At 63.2% G+C, this 19272-nt stretch carries 17 protein-coding genes; 1 reads left to right on the top strand and 16 read right to left on the bottom strand.

Annotated elements, in window-relative coordinates:
- Window positions 1-145: 145 nt before the first annotated feature.
- From ACWTU8_RS21310 to ACWTU8_RS21290, 5 genes are all read right to left on the bottom strand, one after another.
- Complete coding sequence (locus tag ACWTU8_RS21310; RefSeq protein ID WP_455849732.1) at window positions 146-1225, bottom strand: imelysin family protein; 1080 nt, start codon at window positions 1223-1225, stop codon at window positions 146-148.
- On the bottom strand, window positions 1225-2832 hold the full coding sequence (locus tag ACWTU8_RS21305; RefSeq protein ID WP_455849731.1) for a di-heme oxidoreductase family protein: 1608 nt from the start codon (window positions 2830-2832) through the stop codon (window positions 1225-1227). Before ACWTU8_RS21305 ends, ACWTU8_RS21310 begins: the two co-directional genes overlap by 1 nt.
- 12 nt (window positions 2833-2844) lie before the next feature.
- Complete coding sequence (gene bfr / locus ACWTU8_RS21300) at window positions 2845-3330, bottom strand: bacterioferritin (RefSeq protein ID WP_023802097.1); 486 nt, start codon at window positions 3328-3330, stop codon at window positions 2845-2847.
- Window positions 3296-3607, bottom strand: coding sequence for a (2Fe-2S)-binding protein (locus ACWTU8_RS21295; RefSeq protein WP_455849730.1), 312 nt, complete (start codon window positions 3605-3607; stop codon window positions 3296-3298). The genes bfr and ACWTU8_RS21295 overlap by 35 nt, the downstream gene beginning before the upstream one ends.
- Before the next feature lie 127 nt (window positions 3608-3734).
- Window positions 3735-5024 (bottom strand): imelysin family protein, encoded by a 1290-nt coding sequence (locus ACWTU8_RS21290; protein ID WP_455850017.1) that lies wholly within the window; start codon window positions 5022-5024, stop codon window positions 3735-3737.
- A gap of 450 nt (window positions 5025-5474) precedes the next feature.
- Between ACWTU8_RS21290 and ACWTU8_RS21285 the strand changes: the two genes are divergently transcribed.
- Window positions 5475-6734 carry an NAD(P)/FAD-dependent oxidoreductase gene (locus tag ACWTU8_RS21285; protein ID WP_455849729.1) on the top strand — a complete coding sequence of 420 codons (1260 nt, stop codon included), beginning with the start codon at window positions 5475-5477 and terminating at the stop codon, window positions 6732-6734.
- 207 nt (window positions 6735-6941) lie between these two features.
- On the opposite strand, the gene ACWTU8_RS21280 is transcribed toward ACWTU8_RS21285, so the two are convergent.
- From ACWTU8_RS21280 to ACWTU8_RS21230, 11 genes are all read right to left on the bottom strand, one after another.
- A complete protein-coding gene (locus tag ACWTU8_RS21280) occupies window positions 6942-8219 on the bottom strand; it encodes a 4-aminobutyrate--2-oxoglutarate transaminase (protein ID WP_455849728.1) in 1278 nt (425 codons plus the stop codon).
- Window positions 8220-8358: 139 nt separating this feature from the next.
- Window positions 8359-9108 (bottom strand): ABC transporter ATP-binding protein, encoded by a 750-nt coding sequence (locus ACWTU8_RS21275; RefSeq protein WP_455849727.1) that lies wholly within the window; start codon window positions 9106-9108, stop codon window positions 8359-8361.
- A complete protein-coding gene (locus tag ACWTU8_RS21270) occupies window positions 9105-9938 on the bottom strand; it encodes an ABC transporter ATP-binding protein (RefSeq protein ID WP_455849726.1) in 834 nt (277 codons plus the stop codon). The genes ACWTU8_RS21275 and ACWTU8_RS21270 overlap by 4 nt, the downstream gene beginning before the upstream one ends.
- 25 nt (window positions 9939-9963) lie before the next feature.
- On the bottom strand, window positions 9964-10884 hold the full coding sequence (gene nikC / locus ACWTU8_RS21265; protein ID WP_029356978.1) for a nickel transporter permease: 921 nt from the start codon (window positions 10882-10884) through the stop codon (window positions 9964-9966).
- Window positions 10881-11948 (bottom strand): ABC transporter permease, encoded by a 1068-nt coding sequence (locus ACWTU8_RS21260; protein ID WP_455849725.1) that lies wholly within the window; start codon window positions 11946-11948, stop codon window positions 10881-10883. The genes nikC and ACWTU8_RS21260 overlap by 4 nt, the downstream gene beginning before the upstream one ends.
- An 18-nt stretch (window positions 11949-11966) precedes the next feature.
- On the bottom strand, window positions 11967-13610 hold the full coding sequence (locus tag ACWTU8_RS21255) for an ABC transporter substrate-binding protein (protein WP_455849724.1): 1644 nt from the start codon (window positions 13608-13610) through the stop codon (window positions 11967-11969).
- A gap of 222 nt (window positions 13611-13832) precedes the next feature.
- Window positions 13833-15089: a lytic murein transglycosylase gene (locus ACWTU8_RS21250; protein WP_455849723.1), complete on the bottom strand. Its 1257-nt coding sequence runs from the start codon at window positions 15087-15089 to the stop codon at window positions 13833-13835.
- A 28-nt stretch (window positions 15090-15117) separates the two neighbouring features.
- Window positions 15118-15723 (bottom strand): recombination mediator RecR, encoded by a 606-nt coding sequence (gene recR, locus ACWTU8_RS21245; RefSeq protein ID WP_128340509.1) that lies wholly within the window; start codon window positions 15721-15723, stop codon window positions 15118-15120.
- An 84-nt stretch (window positions 15724-15807) separates the two neighbouring features.
- The gene (locus ACWTU8_RS21240) at window positions 15808-16713 is read right to left on the bottom strand and encodes a cell wall hydrolase (RefSeq protein WP_455849722.1); all 906 of its coding nucleotides are present in this window, start codon (window positions 16711-16713) and stop codon (window positions 15808-15810) included.
- A gap of 257 nt (window positions 16714-16970) precedes the next feature.
- Window positions 16971-17294 carry a YbaB/EbfC family nucleoid-associated protein gene (locus tag ACWTU8_RS21235; RefSeq protein WP_029356983.1) on the bottom strand — a complete coding sequence of 108 codons (324 nt, stop codon included), beginning with the start codon at window positions 17292-17294 and terminating at the stop codon, window positions 16971-16973.
- An 85-nt stretch (window positions 17295-17379) separates the two neighbouring features.
- On the bottom strand, window positions 17380-19203 hold the full coding sequence (locus tag ACWTU8_RS21230) for a DNA polymerase III subunit gamma/tau (protein ID WP_455849721.1): 1824 nt from the start codon (window positions 19201-19203) through the stop codon (window positions 17380-17382).
- Between the last annotated feature and the right edge of the window lie 69 nt (window positions 19204-19272).

Here is a 19272-nt window from a genome sequence, read left to right as displayed (position 1 = left end):
CCAAAAAGTCTGCAACTTTTTGGGATCATGCTCGGTTTCTTTGCCGCATGATCTTGTCCAAAAAGTCTGCAACTTTTTGGCATCATGCTCGGTTTCTTTGCCGCAGGATCTTGTCCAAAAAGTCTGCAACTTTTTGGGATCATGCTCAGTCTCCGTCGAGCGACGAGAAACCGGCGGTCAGGCCGAATTCGGCTGTCAGCCTGGTGCCGATCAGGGTCGACAGGCTGGATGTCACCAGCGAGAAGTGGTCGAGCTTCTGGCGCAGCGCCGGGTCGGCGAGCGCCTTGTCGATCGGACCTCTGATGGCCGTGGCGTCGGCGGCCCCGTTGACGAGCTGGATGTGGATCGAATCTGCCATCCAGCGCGCGTCGGGCGACAGCGCTTCGCCAAGCTGGGAGGCCTGGAACAGCGCGTCCATGCCCGAAAGATTGGCGGTCAACGAGCGCGCGGTGTTTTGCGAGCGCCAGTAGATCGCCTGTTTCGGCTTGTCGGCTTGCGGATTGCTGCCCAAAAAGCCCTTTAGGCGCACGTCGCGGACCATTTCCAGCTCGTTGATGAAGACGCCGACCAGTTCGGTCACCACTTCGGTGCCGTCGCGGTAGAGCGCGTTTTGCGGGCCCGGATTGGCCCAAAGCGCGGCAAAACCGTCGGGCTTGTTCCAGGCGTCGCTGACCTCGGCGGCAATCGTTTCGATGTTGCCAGCGACGGCCGCGCCGTAAGCACAGCGATAGGGATCGTCCTTACCGGCGAGCCGCTCGGCGCTATCGCCGTAAAGCACGAACTCCAGCGCGCCGAGCCCTTGCATGGCGACGCTCTTTGTCGCCAGCTGGGCTGGATCGGCGGCGGTGCGATCTTTATTAGCCAGCGCCGCCTGGAGCTGCCTCAGGCCGATGCTCTTGCGGTCCGGCCAGAACAGCATGCGCTCCAGCCGGTTGTTCTGCGTGATCGGTCCGATGCGGATGATCTCGACGACCGACCAGGCATCCACGGTGCCGGAGAATTCGGCGCGCGCCGCATCGAGATAATCCTGCGAAGGCGCGTCGCAAAGCCTGCGCATCGCCTTGGTCAGGCTGTCCGCATGGTCATGCAGCCGTGCATAGGCCGGGCGGACAAAGCCGTCGATGGCCTGCTGGATCACGTCGGAGGCCTTTGCCGCTGCGGATGCCGGCAACGCGCCGGCGAGGACCAGCGGGAGAACCAGGACAAGCGCAAGACGCTTCGACATCAGAACGACTCCAGGAATTTGACCAGTGCGTCGCGATCGGCCGCATCGGCGGCGGCAAAGCGGTCGCGCGCCTTCTGCCCCTCGCCGCCATGCCACAGGATCGCCTCGGCCAGGGTGCGCGCGCGCCCGTCATGCAGGAAGAAGCTGTTGCCGTTGACGGTCTGGGTAAGACCGCTGCCCCACAGCGGCGGCGTGCGCCATTCGCTGCCGGTAGCCTCGCCCACCCCTTGCCCATCGGCGAGACCCGGCCCCATGTCATGCAGCAGAAAATCGGAATAGGGCCAGATAAGCTGGAAGGCCTGCGCCTTGTTGGGCGTGCCGCGGCGGGTGACGAATTTCGGCGTATGGCAGGAAATGCAGCCCATGTCGTAGAACAGCTTCTTGCCGGCCAGCACATCGGGCTCGTCGAGATCGCGCCGCGCCGGCACGGCGAGGTTTTGCGAATAGAAGGTGACGAGGTCCATGACCGGCGGCGGCGCCTCGACCGGGCCGAGGCGCTCCTGCACGCCGTTGGGCATGGCAAGGCAGGTCTTTTCGGCCGCGGTGCAATCGCCCCAGTGGTTTGGCACTTCCGGCGTCGAAATGCCGATGTCACCGGCGAATGCGTCCGCCGCTTGCTGGCGGATCGACGGCGTCTGCGCCTTCCAGCCGAAGCGGCCGAGCGTCAGTTCGCCGCTCTGGCCATCGCGCACGATGTTGGGCTTGCCGGAGATGCCGTCACTGTTCCGATCGTCCGGATCGGCATGGGCGAGAATGTCCGCCGGTGCGATCTGCTCGACCAGGCCGAGCCCGATCATCGGCGGCGTCATACGCGGCGAAAGCGTCGTGTGCGGATCGAGCGGCCCGTTGGCAAGATCATCGACCGAATAGCTCGGCTTGCGCAGCCAAACCACGGTACCGTCCGGCAGCGTGACTTTCTGCTCCTGATAGTCGACACGCATCCGGCCTTCGCCCCGAAGACCCGGCACGGCCAGGTCCTGCAATTGCGAGCCGTAGACCGGATCGGGGAAGTTGAGCACCTTTCGGGCGGCCAGCGCTGCTCTCTCCTCATCGGTGCTCGCCTGCCGCGCCAGCCGCAGGAACATCGAGGTGGTACCGCTGTCGCCTTCCGGCGGACGACCGCGACCGTCCTTCAGATGGCAATTCTGGCACGCCCGCTCGTTGAACAGCGGCCCAAGCCCGTCCGACGCCTGCGTCGACGAGGGCGACGAAACCCAGTTCTTGCGGAAAAGGGCATTGCCGAGCTTGAAGGTGCCTTCTTCCTCGAAGGTGATATTGGCGGAAGATTGCGAGAAAGCGTCCTTGTTGGCATCTTTCCGTGACGTGCCGGCGCCGCCCTGCATCGGCTCGAACTGCTCGGGCTTGGAAAAATCCTTGGTCGGCCGGGTGATGGCGATGACGCGCGCCAGATCCTTCGGCGTCAGATCGGTACGACTGGTGGCGAGGCCCGCCGGTTCGGGCGCACCGGCCATCGCCGAGGCCGTAAGTGGGACCACTACGGCAAGCGAAAGCCCGCGAAGCCAGCTGTATCGCGGGTTTTGCTGGGACGGCAGGCCGCAATCCTCGGCCCGCCGCAGGCGGCGCAAGAAATCTAAGCGGCGCCGCATTCCCGCATGTCCCTAATCCGCCTCGTCGGCCGATGCGGCGTTGAGCTGGCCGTATTTTTCCTCGCCGATCGAGGCGAGCAGGTCGAGTTGCGTCTCGAGGAAGTCGATGTGACCTTCCTCGTCGGACAGCAAATCCTCGAACAGCTTCATCGTCACGTAGTCGCCTGCTTCGTCACAAATCTCGCGCGAGCGTTTGTAGGCAGTGCGCGCGTCATATTCACCGGCAAGATCGGATTCGAGCACTTCCTTGACATTCTGTCCGATGCGCAGCGGCGCTACCGACTGCAGGTTCGGATGACCTTCAAGGAAGATGATGCGGGCCACGAGCCGGTCGGCATGGTGCATCTCCTCGATCGATTCCGCGCGTTCCTTCTTCGCCAGCTTGGCGTAGCCCCAGTCTTCCAGCAGCCGGAAATGCACCCAGTACTGATTGACCGCTCCAAGTTCCAGAAACAGAGCTTCGTTAAGCCGCTCTATGATCTGCTGTTCGCCTTTCATGGGTTCTGCTCCCGTATTGGACGCGCAGGCCTCTGACGCGATCCAGGTGTGAAACAACATCCACGCCGCTCGCCTCCGAGCGGGCGTGGTAATTTTCGGTTACCCGAATGATCGTTTCGACCACATTTGGGAAGCAGCCGCAACAGCGACCACGCTTCTGCATGGCATGATAGATCTTCGCCGGCACGATAAGTTGCCAGGGATCCTGATCCAGCAGCCAGACGATCGTCTGCTCAATCTCCTTCTCGGTGATGATGTTGCAATGGCAGATCAGCATTATTTGCTCTGTATGGCTGACGGCGTGCTCGGCGCCGTGTGGCTTATTTTCTCAATCGAACCGAAAACCGCTTTCCACTTTTTACGCGGACCTTCGGTTCGGGATCGTGCTAGAGGCTCTTGACGCCTTATTGGAACACCTTGTCTGGAGCATCGAGGCTGTCCGAGCCCTCGAAGGCGATGGCATTGAGTTTCAGGGTGCCGACGGCGCGTTCGATCGACTTGGTCTGGTCGACCAGCGCATCGATCGCCGCCTGGACTGTGGCGTTGCCTTCAATGTTGCCTTCGCCGATCTGCTGGTCATAAGCCTCGCCGCCAAGCGCCCGCGCCTTGATGGCTTCCATCTTGGCGACGGTGACATCGAGCTTGTCCGACAGTTCCTTGTCGATCGCCGGATCGGCCTCCTTGACTATGTCGGATACCGAGGGGCCTTCGACGACGGTGCCGTCGAGGCGCGTGTAGCTGCCACGATAGGCGGCACGAATGCCGACGGCATCGTAGAGATGGGAATCGTAGGTGTTGTCGGAGAAGCAGTCGTGCTCCTCTTCCGGATCGTGCAGCAGCAGGCCGAGCTTCATGCGCTCGCCGGCAAGTTCGCCATAGGACAGCGAGCCCATTCCGGTGATGATGGTCGAGATGCCTACTTTCGGCTCGCCATCGATAAGGTTCTTGCGGGCGGCGCCGCCATCCTTCCACTCGTTGACCATGTCCTGCAGATCGGAAACCAGAAGGTCGCTCGCCGACTTCAGGTACTGCGCCCGACGATCGCAATTGCCGCTGGTGCAGTTGGCGAGATCGTAGTCCGTATAGGGCCGTTCGCCCGCGCCCGGGCCAGTGCCGTGCAAGTCCTGGCCCCACAGCAGGAATTCGATAGCGTGGTAGCCGGTCGCCACATTGGCCTCGATCCCGCCGGCTTCCTGCAACGTGCCGGAGAGGAACTCCGGAGTAAGATTGGTGGCGTCGATCTTCTTGCCGTCGACCTCAATCGACTTGTTGGCGATCACATTGGCGGTGTAGAGTGCATTCGCATCCGACTCGGTGCCGTAGCCGGCAGCGACATAGTCGATCAGGCCTTCGTCCAGCGGCCAGGCGTTCACCTTGCCTTCCCAGTCGTCGACGATGGCGTTGCCGAAGCGGTAGACTTCGGTCTGCTGATAGGGAACACGCGACGCCTTCCAGGCCTCGCGGGCGGCGGTCAGCGTTTCCACCGAAGGCTTGGCAAGCAGCGCGTCGACGGCCTTGTCGAGCGCCTGCGCCGTCGTCAGCGAATCCTCATATTTGGCGAGCGCAATGTCGGAATAGGTCTTGATGACAGCCTTGGCATCGGTTTCCGCCTTGGCCGGCAGCACGAATATCGCCGCCGTCAATGCCGCCGTGGCGCCGATCGCGGCGAGCCTGCCATATCGTGCCGTGATCATCGCTCTCATGATTGTCATCTCCTCGGAATTCAGTGAAATGCCGGCGCCAAAGGCGCGTCGGCAGGCAATCGGCACCAAGGCAGGTCCATGCCATTGGCCGAGAAACAGGCCGCGGCATAGCGCGGTTTGCGGAAGAAAGACATCGAAATGCCTCCAATCGAAAGGGTTCAAGGCCCAGACATCAAAGGGATGCGCTTGACACGCAAGGTTCCATAAAGCGATGAAGGCGCCCGAAGTCAACCGATTTCAGAGAGAAAAGCCAATCGAAACAACAGTTTAGAATTATTCTAAACTGCAAGTGTCAACTTTAGCCGCATTTTAGCTTATTGATGGACCGCCATTCCGGGTGCGACCCGCAAAGGTGGTCTTGCGGCGGGGTCAGACAATTGCCACGTGGCGAGACGTCCTAGACTTGGACGAAGAATTGGGGATGAGGAAATTGGGGCTGCGATGAAAAACGGTGTGGTCATTGTCGGTGCGGGTCATGCGGGCGTGCAAGCGGCCGCCAGCCTGCGCGAGGACGGTTACGACGGACCCGTGATCCTCGTCGGCGACGAGAATGAACTGCCCTATCACAAGCCGCCGCTGTCGAAGACCTTCATCAAGGATCAAGAGGCCAAACCGCAGCCGCTGCGCGGCGAGACGTTTTATACCGCCAGTACCATCGACTACCGGCCGGGCATCAGGGTCGACCGCATCGATGCCGGACGCAGGCTGGAGCTATCAGGTGGCGGCGTGCTGCCTTTCGACCGACTGATCCTGGCGACCGGTTCGCGGCCGCGAATCCTGCCGCTGCCGGGTTCGGAGCTTTCAGGTGTGGTGTCGTTGCGCTCGCTCGCCGACGCGCGGCTGATCCGCGCGTTGAGCGCGCAGAGCGAGGATGTGGTCATCCTCGGTGGCGGCTTCATCGGAATGGAGATCGCCGCGACGCTCAAAGCGGCCGGCCGCGAGGTCACCGTGGTCGAGGCGGTCGACCGGCTGCTCGGCCGGGCAGTGGCGCCGGTCATCGCGAGGCACGTGCGGCAACGGCTGGAAGCGACTGGCGTGCGCATCCTCACCGGCACCATGATTGCGCGGCTCGAAGGCGAGAACGGCTATGTCTCGGCCGCGATCACCACATCCGGCGAGCGCCTGCCGGCGCAGATGGTCATCGTCGGTATCGGCGTCGTGCCGAATGTCGAACTGGCCCAGGCCGCCGGCATCACAATCGCCAACGGCATCCGCGTCGACCAGCAGATGCGCACGTCGGTGCCTGAAATCCTCGCCATCGGCGATGCCGCCTCCTACCGGCACTGGCTCACCGGCAGCGATGTGCGGCTGGAATCGGTGCAGAATGCGACCGACCAGGCGCGTCTTGCCGCGCGCACCATCGTCGGCCATGCGGACGCCTTTGCGGCGGTGCCATGGTTCTGGTCCGATATCGGCGACATGAAGCTGCAGATGGTCGGCCTGATTTCGGGCGGCGACAGCCATGTCGTGCTGGGCGACGTCAACGAGAACAAATTCTCGATCTACCATTATGCTGGAAATCGTCTCCTCGGCATTGAATCGGTCAACCGGCCGGGCGACCATATGCTTGGCCGCAAGATGCTCGGCGCCGGCTTCTCACCAACGCCGCAGACGGTTGCGGCGGGGCCGGATGGACTGAAGGCGGCGCTCGCCGCCTTCCAGCAGGAGAGCCTGTCCGCGCCGCTGAATAGGATATGTTGATATTCAGGTGATGCCGGCTTGCGAACGGTGGTTTCCTGCGCTTCCAGCGTCGACCGCCAATTTGCCGATCTCGGCGCTGCCCCTTCATGCCGGGCACTTCTTCCCGCAAAGCACGGGGAGAAGGGCTGATCGGAACGCTGGGGACCCCTCTCCCTGTTTTTCACGGGGAGAGGGTGAGGGGTGGCGCAAACACCGGCGAGATCCGCTCTAGCTGGCGCGGACCTCACGGATCGAGCTTTCCAGGATGTCGAGCGCTTCGTTCATGACGCCGTCCTGGATGGTGATCGGCGCCAGGAAACGAATGACGTTGCCGTAGACGCCGCAGGTGAGCAGGATCAGGCCCTTATCGAGCGCCTTCAGCCGGACGGCATTGGCGATCTCGGCCGACGGCAAGCCCTTTTTGACTTCATTGAACTCAATCGCGTTCATGAAGCCGGGGCCTCTGATATCGACGATCTCCGGCGTGTCGTCGCGGATCGATTGCAGCCGCTGCTTCAGCCGGTTGCCCAGCGTGTTGGCGCGGTCGCAGAGTTTCTCCTCATCGATGACGTCGAGCACCGCATGCGCCGCGGCGACGCCTATCGGGCTGCCGCCATAGGTGCCGCCGAGCCCGCCCGGGTTCGGCGCATCCATGATCTCGGCACGCCCGGTGACCGCCGACAGCGGGAAGCCGCCGGCGAGGCTCTTTGCCATGGTGGTGATATCGGGCGCCACTTCGTGGTGATCCATAGCGAACATCTTTCCGGTGCGAGCAAAGCCGGTCTGCACCTCGTCGGCGATCAACAGCATGCCGTGCTGGTCGCAGATCTTGCGCAGCGCCGTCATGAACTCGCGCGGCGCTTCGTAGAAGCCGCCCTCGCCTTGCACCGGCTCGACGATGATCGCGGCGACTCGGGCCGGATCGACATCGGCCTTGAACAGCCGGTCGAGCGCGGCCAGCGAATCGGCGATCGAGATGCCGTGCAGCGCCACCGGGAACGGCGCGTGGAAAACATCGGCCGGCATGGCGCCGAAGCCGATCTTGTAGGGCACGACCTTGCCGGTCAGCGCCATGCCCATGAAGGTGCGGCCATGGAAGCCGCCGGCGAAGGCGATGACCGCCGGCCGACCTGTGGCGTTGCGGGCGATTTTGACGGCGTTCTCCACCGCCTCGGCGCCGGTGGTGACGAAGATGGTCTTCTTTTCGAACTTGCCCGGCAGCATGCTGTTCAGCCGTTCGGCCAGCCTGACATAGCTCTCATAGGGCACCACCTGGTGGCAGGTGTGGGTGAAGCGGTCGAGCTGCGCCTTGACCGCCTCGATCACCTTCGGGTGACGATGGCCGGTGTTGACGACGGCGATGCCGGACGAAAAGTCGATGTAGCGGCGGCCTTCGACGTCCCAGATTTCCGAGTTCTCGGCGCGGTCGGCATAGATTTGCGTGGTCATGCCGACGCCGCGCGAGATCGACTGGTTCTTGCGTTCGGAAATGGCTGAATTCTTCATTTTGTCCCTCGCCGGGCCGGCGCCCGTTCTCGTTTGGATGATTGCCGGGAATTGTTCTGATCTTATTTCATGTTTTCCTCAAGTTGGCACCGCTGCCGGGTCGTTGGGCCTGCTGCCGTTAGCGACGCTGAAATTTGATTCACGCCGTCCTGACAAACCCGTCGCTGGCCCGCAAGAGATTGCGCGTGTAATCCTTGGTCACGTGACGCTTGACGAGGTCGTCCGCGGTGAGGTGCTCGACCGCCTCGCCGTTCTGCATCACCATCAGCCGCTCGCACATATGGGTGATGATGGCGAGGTCGTGGCTGACCATCAGGAAGGTGAGCTTGCGCCGCCGCCGGATCTCCTCCAAGAGGTTGAGCACTTCGGCCTGCACCGACGCGTCGAGCGCCGAGGTCGGCTCGTCGAGCAGCAGGATCGACGGTTCGAGGATCAGGGCGCGCGCAATCGCCACGCGCTGGCGCTGGCCGCCCGACAATTGATGCGAATAGCGGAAGCGGAAGCCGGTGCCGAGCCCGACTTCGTCCAGCGCCCGCTGGATGCGCTTTTCGCCATCGGCAAAGCCGTGGATGGCGAGCGGCTCCTGCAGCAGGCGATCGACGGTCTGGCGAGGATGCAGCGAGCCGTAAGGGTCTTGGAAGACCATCTGCACCTCGCGATAGAAAGCCTTGTCGCGGCGCGCGCCGAGTTTTTTTCCGTTGACCGTGATGCTGCCCGAAGCGATCGGCGCGAGACCGGCGATTGCCCTCAGCAGCGTCGATTTGCCGGAGCCGGATTCGCCGACCAGGCCGAAGGATTCGCCTGATTGCACTTCGAGGCTGACGCCCTTCAGCGCGCGATATCGGTCGAAGACCACCTCCAGCCTGTCGACGGAAAGCGCTGATGTCATGCCGCCCACTCCGGCTTGCGGTCGAGCACCGGCAGCGGGTGACGGTCGGCGCCGATCTTGGGCATGCAGTTGAGCAGGCCGCGCGTATAGGGATGCTGGGCACGGCCGAGTTCCGACGCCGCCAGCTGCTCGACGACCTTGCCGGCATACATGACGATCACCCGGTCGCAGAAGGACGAGACCAAGCGCAGATCGTGCGAGATGAAGATCAGCCCCATGCCGCGCTCGCTGACCAGCCTGTCGAGAATGCCGAGCACGTCGAGTTGCACAGTGACATCGAGCGCCGAGGTCGGCTCGTCGGCGATCATCATTTCCGGCCCGGCGATCAGCATCATGGCGATCATGGCGCGCTGGCCCATGCCGCCCGACACCTCGTGCGGATGCAGGTCGAAGACACGGGCGGGATCGCGGATCTGCACCGCCTCCAGCATGGCGAGCGCGCGGTCGCGGGCTTCGGCCTTGCCGACCTTCTCATGCGTGCGCAGCGTCTCGACGATCTGACGGCCGATGCTCATCACCGGGTCGAGCGAATATTTCGGATCCTGCAGGATCATGGCGATGCGTTTTCCCCGCAACGCACGGCGGTCGCGGAGCGAGGCCGTGAGCAGGTCGATGCCGTCGAAAGCAAGTTTCCTGGCGGTGACCTCGGCCTGCGGCGGGGTCAGGCCCATGATGGCGCGGCCTGTCTGCGACTTGCCGGAACCGCTCTCGCCGACGATGCCGAGCCGTTCGCGGCCGAGCGAGAAGGAGACGCCGCGCACCGCTTCGATGCGGCCGGTACGCGTCGGAAAGGTGACGCGCAGATCGTCGACGTCGAGAAGCGTGCTCATTGATCACGGCCCATGGGGTCGCCGCTCATTGGTCGCCACTCCGGGGGTCGAGCGCGTCGCGGAGGCCGTCGCCGAGCAGGTTGAAGCCGAGGCTGACGATGAGGATGGCAAAGCCCGGTGCGCCGGCCACCCACCACTGGTCGAGCACGAAGCGGCGGCCCGACGCGATCATCGCGCCCCATTCCGGCAGCGGCGGCTGTGCGCCGAGGCCGAGGAAGCCGAGACCGGCGGCGGTCAGGATGATGCCGGCCATGTCGAGCGTCACCCTGACGATCAGCGACGAGATGCAGAGCGGCATGATGTGGCGAAGCACGATGCGGAATGGCGAAGCACCCATCAATTGCACCGCCTTGATGTAGTCCGAATTGCGCACGGTGAGCGTTTCGGCACGGGCAATACGCGCATAGGGCGGCCATGAGGTGATGGCGATGGCGAGCACCGCATTCTCGATGCCGGGGCCAAGTGCGGCGACAAAGGCCAGCGCCAGGATCAGCTTCGGAAACGCAAGAAAGATGTCGGTGATGCGCATCAGGATCGCATCGATCCAGCCGCCGGCATAGCCGGCGACGGTGCCGACCAGCAGGCCGATAGGGGCGGCAATGACGGCGACGAGAATGACGACGTAAAGCGTCCATCGCGAGCCGAAGATGACGCGCGAAAGGATGTCGCGGCCGAGGTCGTCGGTGCCGAACCAGTGCTCGGCGCTTGGCGCCAGCAGGCGCGAGCCCTTGAGGTCGCCGAACGTCGGCGAATAGGGCGCCAGCACATCGGCAAGGGCGGCGACCACCAGCAAAGCGATGATGATGAGCAGGCCGAGAAACGCCAGCCGATTGGCGGAAAAGCGCCGCCACGCGACATAGGCGCGGCCGAGCCTTGCCTGCATGCGCGACGCCGGCCGCTCGCTGAGCAGCCAGTCGCGACGGCTCTGGATTGCTTCAGCGCTCATCGTACCTTGGTCCTTGGGTCGAGCACCCTGTAGAGCAGATCGGACAGGAGATTGATGCCGATGAAGACCGAGCCGATGATGATGGTGCCGCCGAGCACCGCGTTCATGTCGGCGTTCTGCAGGGAATTGGTGATGTAGAGGCCGATACCCGGCCACGAAAACACGGTCTCGGTCAGCACCGAGCCTTCGAGCAGGCCGGCATACGAAAGCGCGATCACGGTGACCATCGGCACCGCAGCGTTGCGCAGTGCGTGGCCCCAGATGATGCGTGTTTCCGACAGGCCCTTGGCGCGCGCCGCCACGATATATTCCTGGGCAAGCTCGTTCAGCATGAACGACCGCGTCATGCGGCTGATATAGGCGAGCGAGAAATAGCCAAGCAGCGAGGCCGGCAGGATGATGTGGCGGAAGGCATCGAAAAACACATCCCACTGCCGCTGCCACAGTGCATCCAGAAGATAAAAGCCGGTGATCGGCGTGAAGGTGTATTCGTAGACGATGTCGAGGCGGCCGGGAAAAGCCACCCATTGCAGCCTGGCGTAGAATAGCACGAGCGCCAGCAGTCCCAGCCAGAAGATCGGCACGGAGTAGCCGACCAGGCCAATGATGCGCACGATCTGGTCGATGATGCTGCCGCGCCGGACCGCGGCCAGCACGCCGAGCGGTACACCAAGGAATGCACCGATCAGCGTCCCCAGCGTCGCCAGCTCGATCGTCGCCGGAAAGGCGCGGCGAATGTCGGTCATGACAGGATTGGTGGTCAGCACCGAGGTGCCGAAATTGCCGTTCAGGGCATTTTTCACATAGATGTAGAACTGCTCGACCAGCGGCAGGTCGAGACCCATCTCGCGGCGGGTGCGCTCGACGACATTGGCAGGCGCCCGGTCGCCGAGCACTGCCAGCACCGGGTCGATCGGGATCACCCGGCCGATGAAGAAGGTCACCGCAAGAAGACCGAGATAGGTGGTTATGGCGATGACCAGGAAGCGGGCGATCACCGACGCGACAGCGACAGCACGGGCGCTGCCGCGCCCTGCCGTCGCTTCGCTTTCAACAGTGCTCATGCGGCAAGTCCGCCGATATCACTCCTTGGATATCTGGCCGACGAAGTTGGTGTCGAAGCTCGGGCCGAGCGCAAAGCCCTTGAGGTTCTTGCGCAGGCCAGCCACTTCCAGCTGCTGGTGGATGATGATGAAAGGACTGGTTTCGAGGACCTTCTTCTGCAGATCCTGGTACATTGCGGCGCGCTTGGCCGCATCCTTCTCGAGCAGAGCAGCCTCGGTCTCTTTGGTTAATTCCGGGATGTCCCAGGCGTTGCGCCAGGCCAGGGTCTTGGTCTTGCCTTCATCCGAATTGTCCGGGTTGCTGGCGAAGGTCTGCGCATTGGAGTTCGGATCAAAATAATCCTGGCCCCACTGGCCGATATAGATATCGTGGTTGCGGGCGCGGTATTTGGTCAGCGTCTGCTTGCCGTCGCCGGGAATGATCTCCAGCTTGATGCCGGCCTGTCCCAGCGTCTGCTGGAACGATTCCGCCATGCCGGTCACCGGCTGGGTGTTGCGTACGTCCATGGTGACGCTGAAGCCGTCGGCCAAGCCAGCCTTGGCAAGCAGTTCCTTGGCCTTGGCGACGTCCAATTTGAACGGATTCTCGTCCAGCTCGCCGAGCACGCCTTTCGGCAGGAAGGTCTGGTGGATCTCGCCAATGCCCTTGAGGATGGTCGAGCTCAAGGCATCGTAGTCGACAAGATATTTGAAGGCCTGGCGAACCTCGGGCTTGGCGAGGTTCGGGTTCTTCTGATTGAGGCTGATGTAGAAGACCGTGCCCTTCGGTGCGCTGGTGGTGGTGAGATCGGCGTTCTTGGCGATGGCGTCGAGATCGTTCGGCTCGAGATTGCGGGCGACGTCGATGTCGCCGGCTTCCAGCGCCAGGCGCTGACCCGAGCTTTCCTTCATGTTGCGATAGATGACGCGGGCAAGCTTGGCCTTTTCGCCGTGATAATTGTCGTTGCGCTCCATGACGACGACCTCGTTGGCCCGCCATTCGCGCAGCTTGAAGGCGCCGGAGCCGGCATAGCCGGTCTTCAGCCACGCGTTGCCGAAGTCATTGTCGTATTTGTAGTCGGCACTCGGCGTCACCGCCGCGACATGCTCCTTGACCAGCTTGGAGTCGACGACCGAGGCGACGGTTGCCGACAGACAGTTCAAGACGAAGCTCGGCGCATAGGCCTTGTCGACCGTGAACTGGAACGTCGTGTCATCGATGGCCTTGGCCTTCTCAGTGACGTTGTCGCCGTTGATGCCGAACTGCCCGATGATAAAGGCCGGGCTCTTGTCGAGCTTGATGGCGCGCTCGAACGAATAGGCGACGTCCGCCGCCGTGATCGGGTTGCCCGAGGCAAATTTCAGGCCGGGCTTGAGCTTGAAAGTGTAGGTCAGGCCGTCGTCTGAGACGCTCCAGCTTTCGGCGAGATCGCCCTTGACCTTGGAGGGATCGCTGAGATCGAGGCGGACAAGAAGATCGTAGGTGTTGCCGGTGACCTCGGCGGTCGACAGCTCGAACGCCTCGCCCGGATCCATGGAGATGATGTCGTCGATGGCGAAACCCTCGACCAGCGTGTCGGCGGGCGTGACCGCAAAGGCCGGCGCGCCGGCCAGAAGCAGCGCGGACATGGCTGCGCCCGCGAGCAAGAAGCGGGAGCGTAGAGCAAACTTTTCCATCATCATTTTGATTGTTCCCTGTTTTGTTGACCTGAGTTCCCGGCCCAGGCTTGTGGCGTTCTCTTGCCAAATCAACGGTGATCCCAGAACCGGTTGTCTTGGCAACTTTTATCCAGTTCCGCCTCACCATATCCGGCGGTTTCAAGCGCGGCAACGAGCATTTGCAAAGCTGTTGGTTGGACCAGATCAGCCAGCCGCCACCGCCGGGAACGAACCCCGGGGGGTGAGCTATTTCAATGCGGTGACCAGGTCGGCATCGGGAAAACAGGTGGCGGCTCGACTGTTCCTGGCCTGCCACTTACCGATCGAGCGGCGGGTCTTGAAGCCGGGCAGGCCGTCGGCACTGCCGACATCATAGCCCTCGGCCTCCAGGGCCCGCTGCAGGGTGGCGATGTCCGACCTGTGGAGCCCGCCGACCGCGCCCCAGCGCCCTGAAAAATTGCTGTCGCCACGGGCGATGCGGTCGGCGCCGTGGCCGATGAACAGGGCATACAGATCGCTGGTGTTGTATTGCTTCAGCACGTAGAAATTGGGCGTGACGATGAAGGCCGGACCGCTGCGCCCGGCCGGCATCAAAAGAAAGCCTTCAGCCTTCAGCTCACGCGCCGGAAACGATCCTGCCGCGACACGCTTGATGCCCATATCAGCCCACTCGGAAATCCTCTTGCCCTGGTCCGGACCTTCGAGCGAACAGGAGACCGCTTCCGGTACAGTCACCTCGAAGCCCCAGCCGCGACCCTTCACCCAGCCATGGTGGACGAGATAGTTGGCGACCGAGGCCAGCGTGTCCGGCACCGAATTCCAGATATCGGCCCGACCGTCGCCATCGAAATCGACGGCATGGTTCAGGAACGAACTCGGCATGAACTGCGGCTGGCCGAGCGCGCCTGCCCAGGACGATTTCATCGCGCCGACCGGGGCCAGCCCACGCTCGACGATCTCGAGTGCTGCCATAAGCTCGGTGCGAAAGAAGTCCTTCCTGGCCGCCATGAACGCCTTGGTGCCCAGCACTTCGAAAGCGTCGTAAGGCATCTTCGCCGCGCCGAAGCCGCTCTCGCGGCCCCAGATCGCCAGCAGCACCTCGCCCGGCACGCCGTAGCGCTTCTCGATCGCGGCAATGGTCCTGGCATTGGCCGCCTTGCGCGTGCGGCCACCGGCGGTTACGGCGCGAACCGTCTTTTCGGCGAAATAGGCGCCGGGCGAACCGAACTCCGCCTGATGCTGCTTCTGCGGCGTCGTCGCCTTTTTGCCCGGCATAACCAGGTCGGGCAGTTTCAGGTTCGGTTTGACGCCGTCGAAGGCGGCATCGAAGGTTTTTCTGGAGATGCCTTTCGCGTTCGCCTCGGGCCAGAGATCGCCTCGCAGCCAGGCGCGGAATTGGTCGTCGATTTTTGCTGCGGAAGCAGGGGTGGGGAGGAGGCCGATCAGTGCGGCCAACAGAAATACAATGCAGAGTATGCAAGGGCAGCGTTCCTTCGCAGTCATCTCAGAAGCATCCTTCCCGCCAGCCACTTCAAAACGCCGTCCGCGAGCGCAGCGCCGCGGCCAGCGTGCCTTCGTCAAGATAATCGAGTTCGCCCCCGACCGGCACGCCATGCGCCAGCCGCGTTACTTTGATGTCGAAGCCGGACAATTGGTCGGTGAGATAATGCGCGGTGGTCTGGCCCTCCACCGTGGCGTTGACGGCGAGGATCACCTCCTTGACCTCGCCGCCGGCGACACGGTCGACCAGCGATCGGATGTTGAGCTGCTCGGGGCCGACGCCGTCGAGCGGCGACAGCGAGCCGCCGAGCACGTGGTAGCGGACATTCATGGCGGCCGCCCGCTCCAGCGCCCACAGGTCGGCCACGTCCTCGACGACGATCAGCGTGCCGGCGTCGCGGCGCGGATCGGTGCAGATCATGCATGGGTCGGACGTATCGACATTGCCGCAGGTCGAGCAGATGCGCACCTTGTCGACCGCCTCGCCCATGGCGGCGGCGAGCGGCGACAGCAACTGCTCCTTCTTTTTGATGAGGTGAAGTGCTGCCCGCCTGGCCGAACGGGGCCCGAGCCCCGGCACCTTGGCCAGAAGCTGGATCAGGCGTTCGATCTCGGGACCGGCGATTCGCTTCGACATCGCATCGGTTTATGATTTTTCCGCACGCTTTGGAACAGTTCTGCGGGCGAGCGGTCTGTTCAGCGCGTATGGATGCTGCTGCCGTCAGTATGCTTCCAGCGGCCGGCTCTGGCCGGCGATCATCGCACCGATGGCGTCGGTGTTCTCGGGTGTCGATTCAAACGACATCGTCGGCTCGGCCGGCGCCGCCGGGAATGACGTGACAGGTTGCGCACCGGCAGTGCCGCCAAAACGGGCCGCGTCCGGCTCCTGCATCGGCTCTTGCATCGCCACAAGGGTCGCCTTCTCTGGCGTCGCCTTCTCCAGAGTAGCCTTTGCCGGTTGCGTTGCGACCGCGGTCACATAGGTTGCCTTGGCGAATTTTGCCTTGGCGACCGGAGCGGCGGAGGCCACGAGCGTCACAGGCGCTGCGCGCGCCGACCCCCGCGGCGTGGACTGTGCCACCGCGACCGTCGGCTCGTCCGGCAACGGTTTCCAGTTCCGGCCGCGCTTTTCATAGAAGGCGTTGCCGCCGGCAACCATGGTGTAGTGCATGTTCTTGTAGGGGAAACGCAGGCCGGCGGTGTGAAAAAACATCGTGTTCTTCAGCTTGGCCTTGCGCTCGCCCCTGAGCACCGCCTCGGCGGCCTCCTCGACGTCGGGCATCGCCTTCGAATTCATCTGCCGTGTCATCACGCCCGGTGCGAACTGGCCGCGCTCGCCGACCACCTGGCAGATGGTGTTGCCGTGCTTGCCGGAACGCAGCCGGTTCATGACCACCGTGCCGACGGCAATCATGCCGTCACGGCTCGACCGGTTGGATTCGAAGAACATCGCGCGCTTGAGGCACTCCTTGTCCTTCAGTGTATGACGGTAGGGCCAGGACCTGGCGGCATCGGTCAGGCTGGCCACCGACAGGCTGTGCGAGGTGGTCTGACTGCAAGCGGCCAAGAACAGCGGAGAGGTGATGACGCCGAGCAATAACGGCGTCTTCCATCGGGTCGCGATCAAAGATATCCCCTCATTCTGTCGCCAGCCCGCCCCTGGTTGCGGCAAGAATGAGACACTTTCAGGCAAAAAGATGGCTAAAGCGTTATTAAGTGCGCGGAGTTGCCTAATGGACACACCGGTGGAGCAAGCGACCGCCGAATCGCGGCACAGCACTCCATGGCCACTATAACGGCATGGGTCCTATCCTAGGATACCAGGAGGGAGCCTTCCCAAGGCTCGAGCAATGGGTTCAGTCGACCGGCATAGCTATCAACACCTTAGAACGGCAGCTTCATTCCCGGCGGTATCGGCAGTCCTGCGGTCAGTGCCTGGGTCTTTTCCTGCATCATCTGCTCGACCTTCGCCCTTGCGTCATTGTGGGCGGCGAGAAGCAGATCCTCCAGAATCTCGACCTCCTCCTCCTTGAACAGAGACGGGTCGATCTTCAGCGCCTTCATCTCGAATTTGCCGGTCAGCGTCACGCTGACCAGGCCGCCGCCGGCCTGTCCGGTGGCTTCCAGCGTGGCGATCTCGTCCTGCATGGCCTGGAACTTGGCCTGCATTTCTTTCGCCTTGCCCATCAGGCCGAGAAGATCTTTCATCGCTTGGTCCTCTACGATTGATCGTGTATCTTTGGTTGAGCATGATCTTCTCCGAAAACCGGCTCCCACTTTTCGGGATCATGCTTTAGGTTTCGTCTTCGTCTGTCGCCGGCTCGATCGGAAGCTCTGCCTCCACCGCATCGGCTTCCGGTGCGTCGGGAATGCGCACGTCGATGATCTTGGCGCCGGGAAAACGCGCCAGGATGGCGGCGACGGTCGGGTCGCTCTTGGCGTCGAGGAGGGCGCTTTCGCGTTTGGTCGATTCCATCTCGGCCAGCGTCTGGCCGCCCTCTTCCTTCGACAGCGACACCAGCCAGCTGCGGCCGGTCCAGGCGCGCAATTTGGCGGTCAGGTCGTTGAGCAGCATCTTCGGCGCATCATCGGTCAGGCTGACGTCGATGCGGCCGGGCTCGATGCGCACCAGGCGCACGCAGCGCTTCACCAGCACCTTGAAGGCCATATCGCGCTGGGCGTCGGCAAGCGCGACGATGTCGGCCAGCGATTTCACCGGCACCGGCGGCGCATCCGCAACCGGCTCCGGAACGAAGGCTGCAGGCATCGGCGCGGGTTCGACCAGCCGCATGGTCTGCGCGCCGCCATTGGCCGTCGGCATTCGCGTCTGCGCCACAGCGCTGGCGCCGCCATTTCCGGGACTTGCTGGGCCGGGATTTGCGACGACAGAGCTTGCGGGCGCACCATTCGCGCGTGGCGCGCCGTTGGGCACCGACGCTCCGCTCTCCAGCGATTTCAGCGCCTCGTCCAGTGTCGGCAGGTCGGCGGCATGCGCCAGCCGGATCAGCACCATTTCGGCGGCACTGACCGGCCGGTTGGAGGACTGCACCTCGGGAATGCCTTTCAACAGCATTTGCCAGGTCCGCGACAGCACCCTGACCGACAGCGCCTTGGCGAAATCGGCGCCGCGCCGGCGCTCGTCCTCCGACAGCGACGCGTCCTCAAGGGCCGTCGGCACGAAGCGCAACCGGGTGACGAGGTGGTTGAACTCGGCCAAGTCGGTCAGCACCGCGGCCGGATCGGCGCCGGTATCGTACTGGTTGCGGAACTCGGCCACTGCGGACGCCACATCGCCTTTCATGACATGTTCGAACAGGTCGACGATGCGGGCGCGGTCGGCGAGCCCGAGCATGGCGCGTACCGCTTCGGCGCTGACAGCGCCGCTGCCATGGGCGATCGCCTGGTCGAGAATGGACAGCGAATCGCGCGCCGATCCTTCGGCCGCACGGGCGATCATCGCCAGTGCGTTGTCGTCGACCGCAATGCCTTCTTTGCCGGCGATCGAGGACAGATGCGCGACCAGCGTGCCGGCATCGATACGCCTGAGGTCGAAGCGCTGGCAACGCGACAGAACGGTGATCGGAACTTTTCTGATTTCGGTGGTGGCGAAGATGAATTTGACGTGCGGCGGCGGCTCTTCCAGCGTCTTCAGCAGGCCGTTGAAGGCCTGGGTCGAGAGCATGTGCACTTCGTCGATGATGTAGACCTTGTAGCGCGCCGACACCGGGGCGTAACGCACGCGCTCGATGATGTCTCTGATGTCGTCGATGCCGGTATGCGAGGCGGCGTCCATCTCGATGACGTCGACATGGCGGCCTTCCATGATCGCTTGGCAATGCTCGCCCAGCACGGCAAGGTCGACCGAAGGCTGGTCGACGGTGGCGGTCTTGTAGTTGAGCGCCCGCGCCAGAATGCGCGCCGTCGTCGTCTTGCCGACACCGCGCACACCGGTCAGCATCCAGGCCTGGGCGATGCGGCCGGTGGCGAAAGCATTGGTGAGGGTGCGAACCATCGGCTCCTGGCCGATCAGTTCGGAAAAATTAGCAGGACGGTATTTGCGCGCCAGAACGCGATAGGCGACTGCCTTTTCCGTTCCCGAATTTCCGGCTTCGCTCATTCGCCCGTAAAGCTCCAAGGGCCGCGCCTGCAGGCGGCCGATTCCTGCGCATAGTTTCGCCCGCAGGGC

It is taken from the genome of Mesorhizobium sp. BHbdii (genome assembly GCF_053848045.1).
This window is presented reverse-complemented; position numbering and strand designations above follow the sequence as displayed.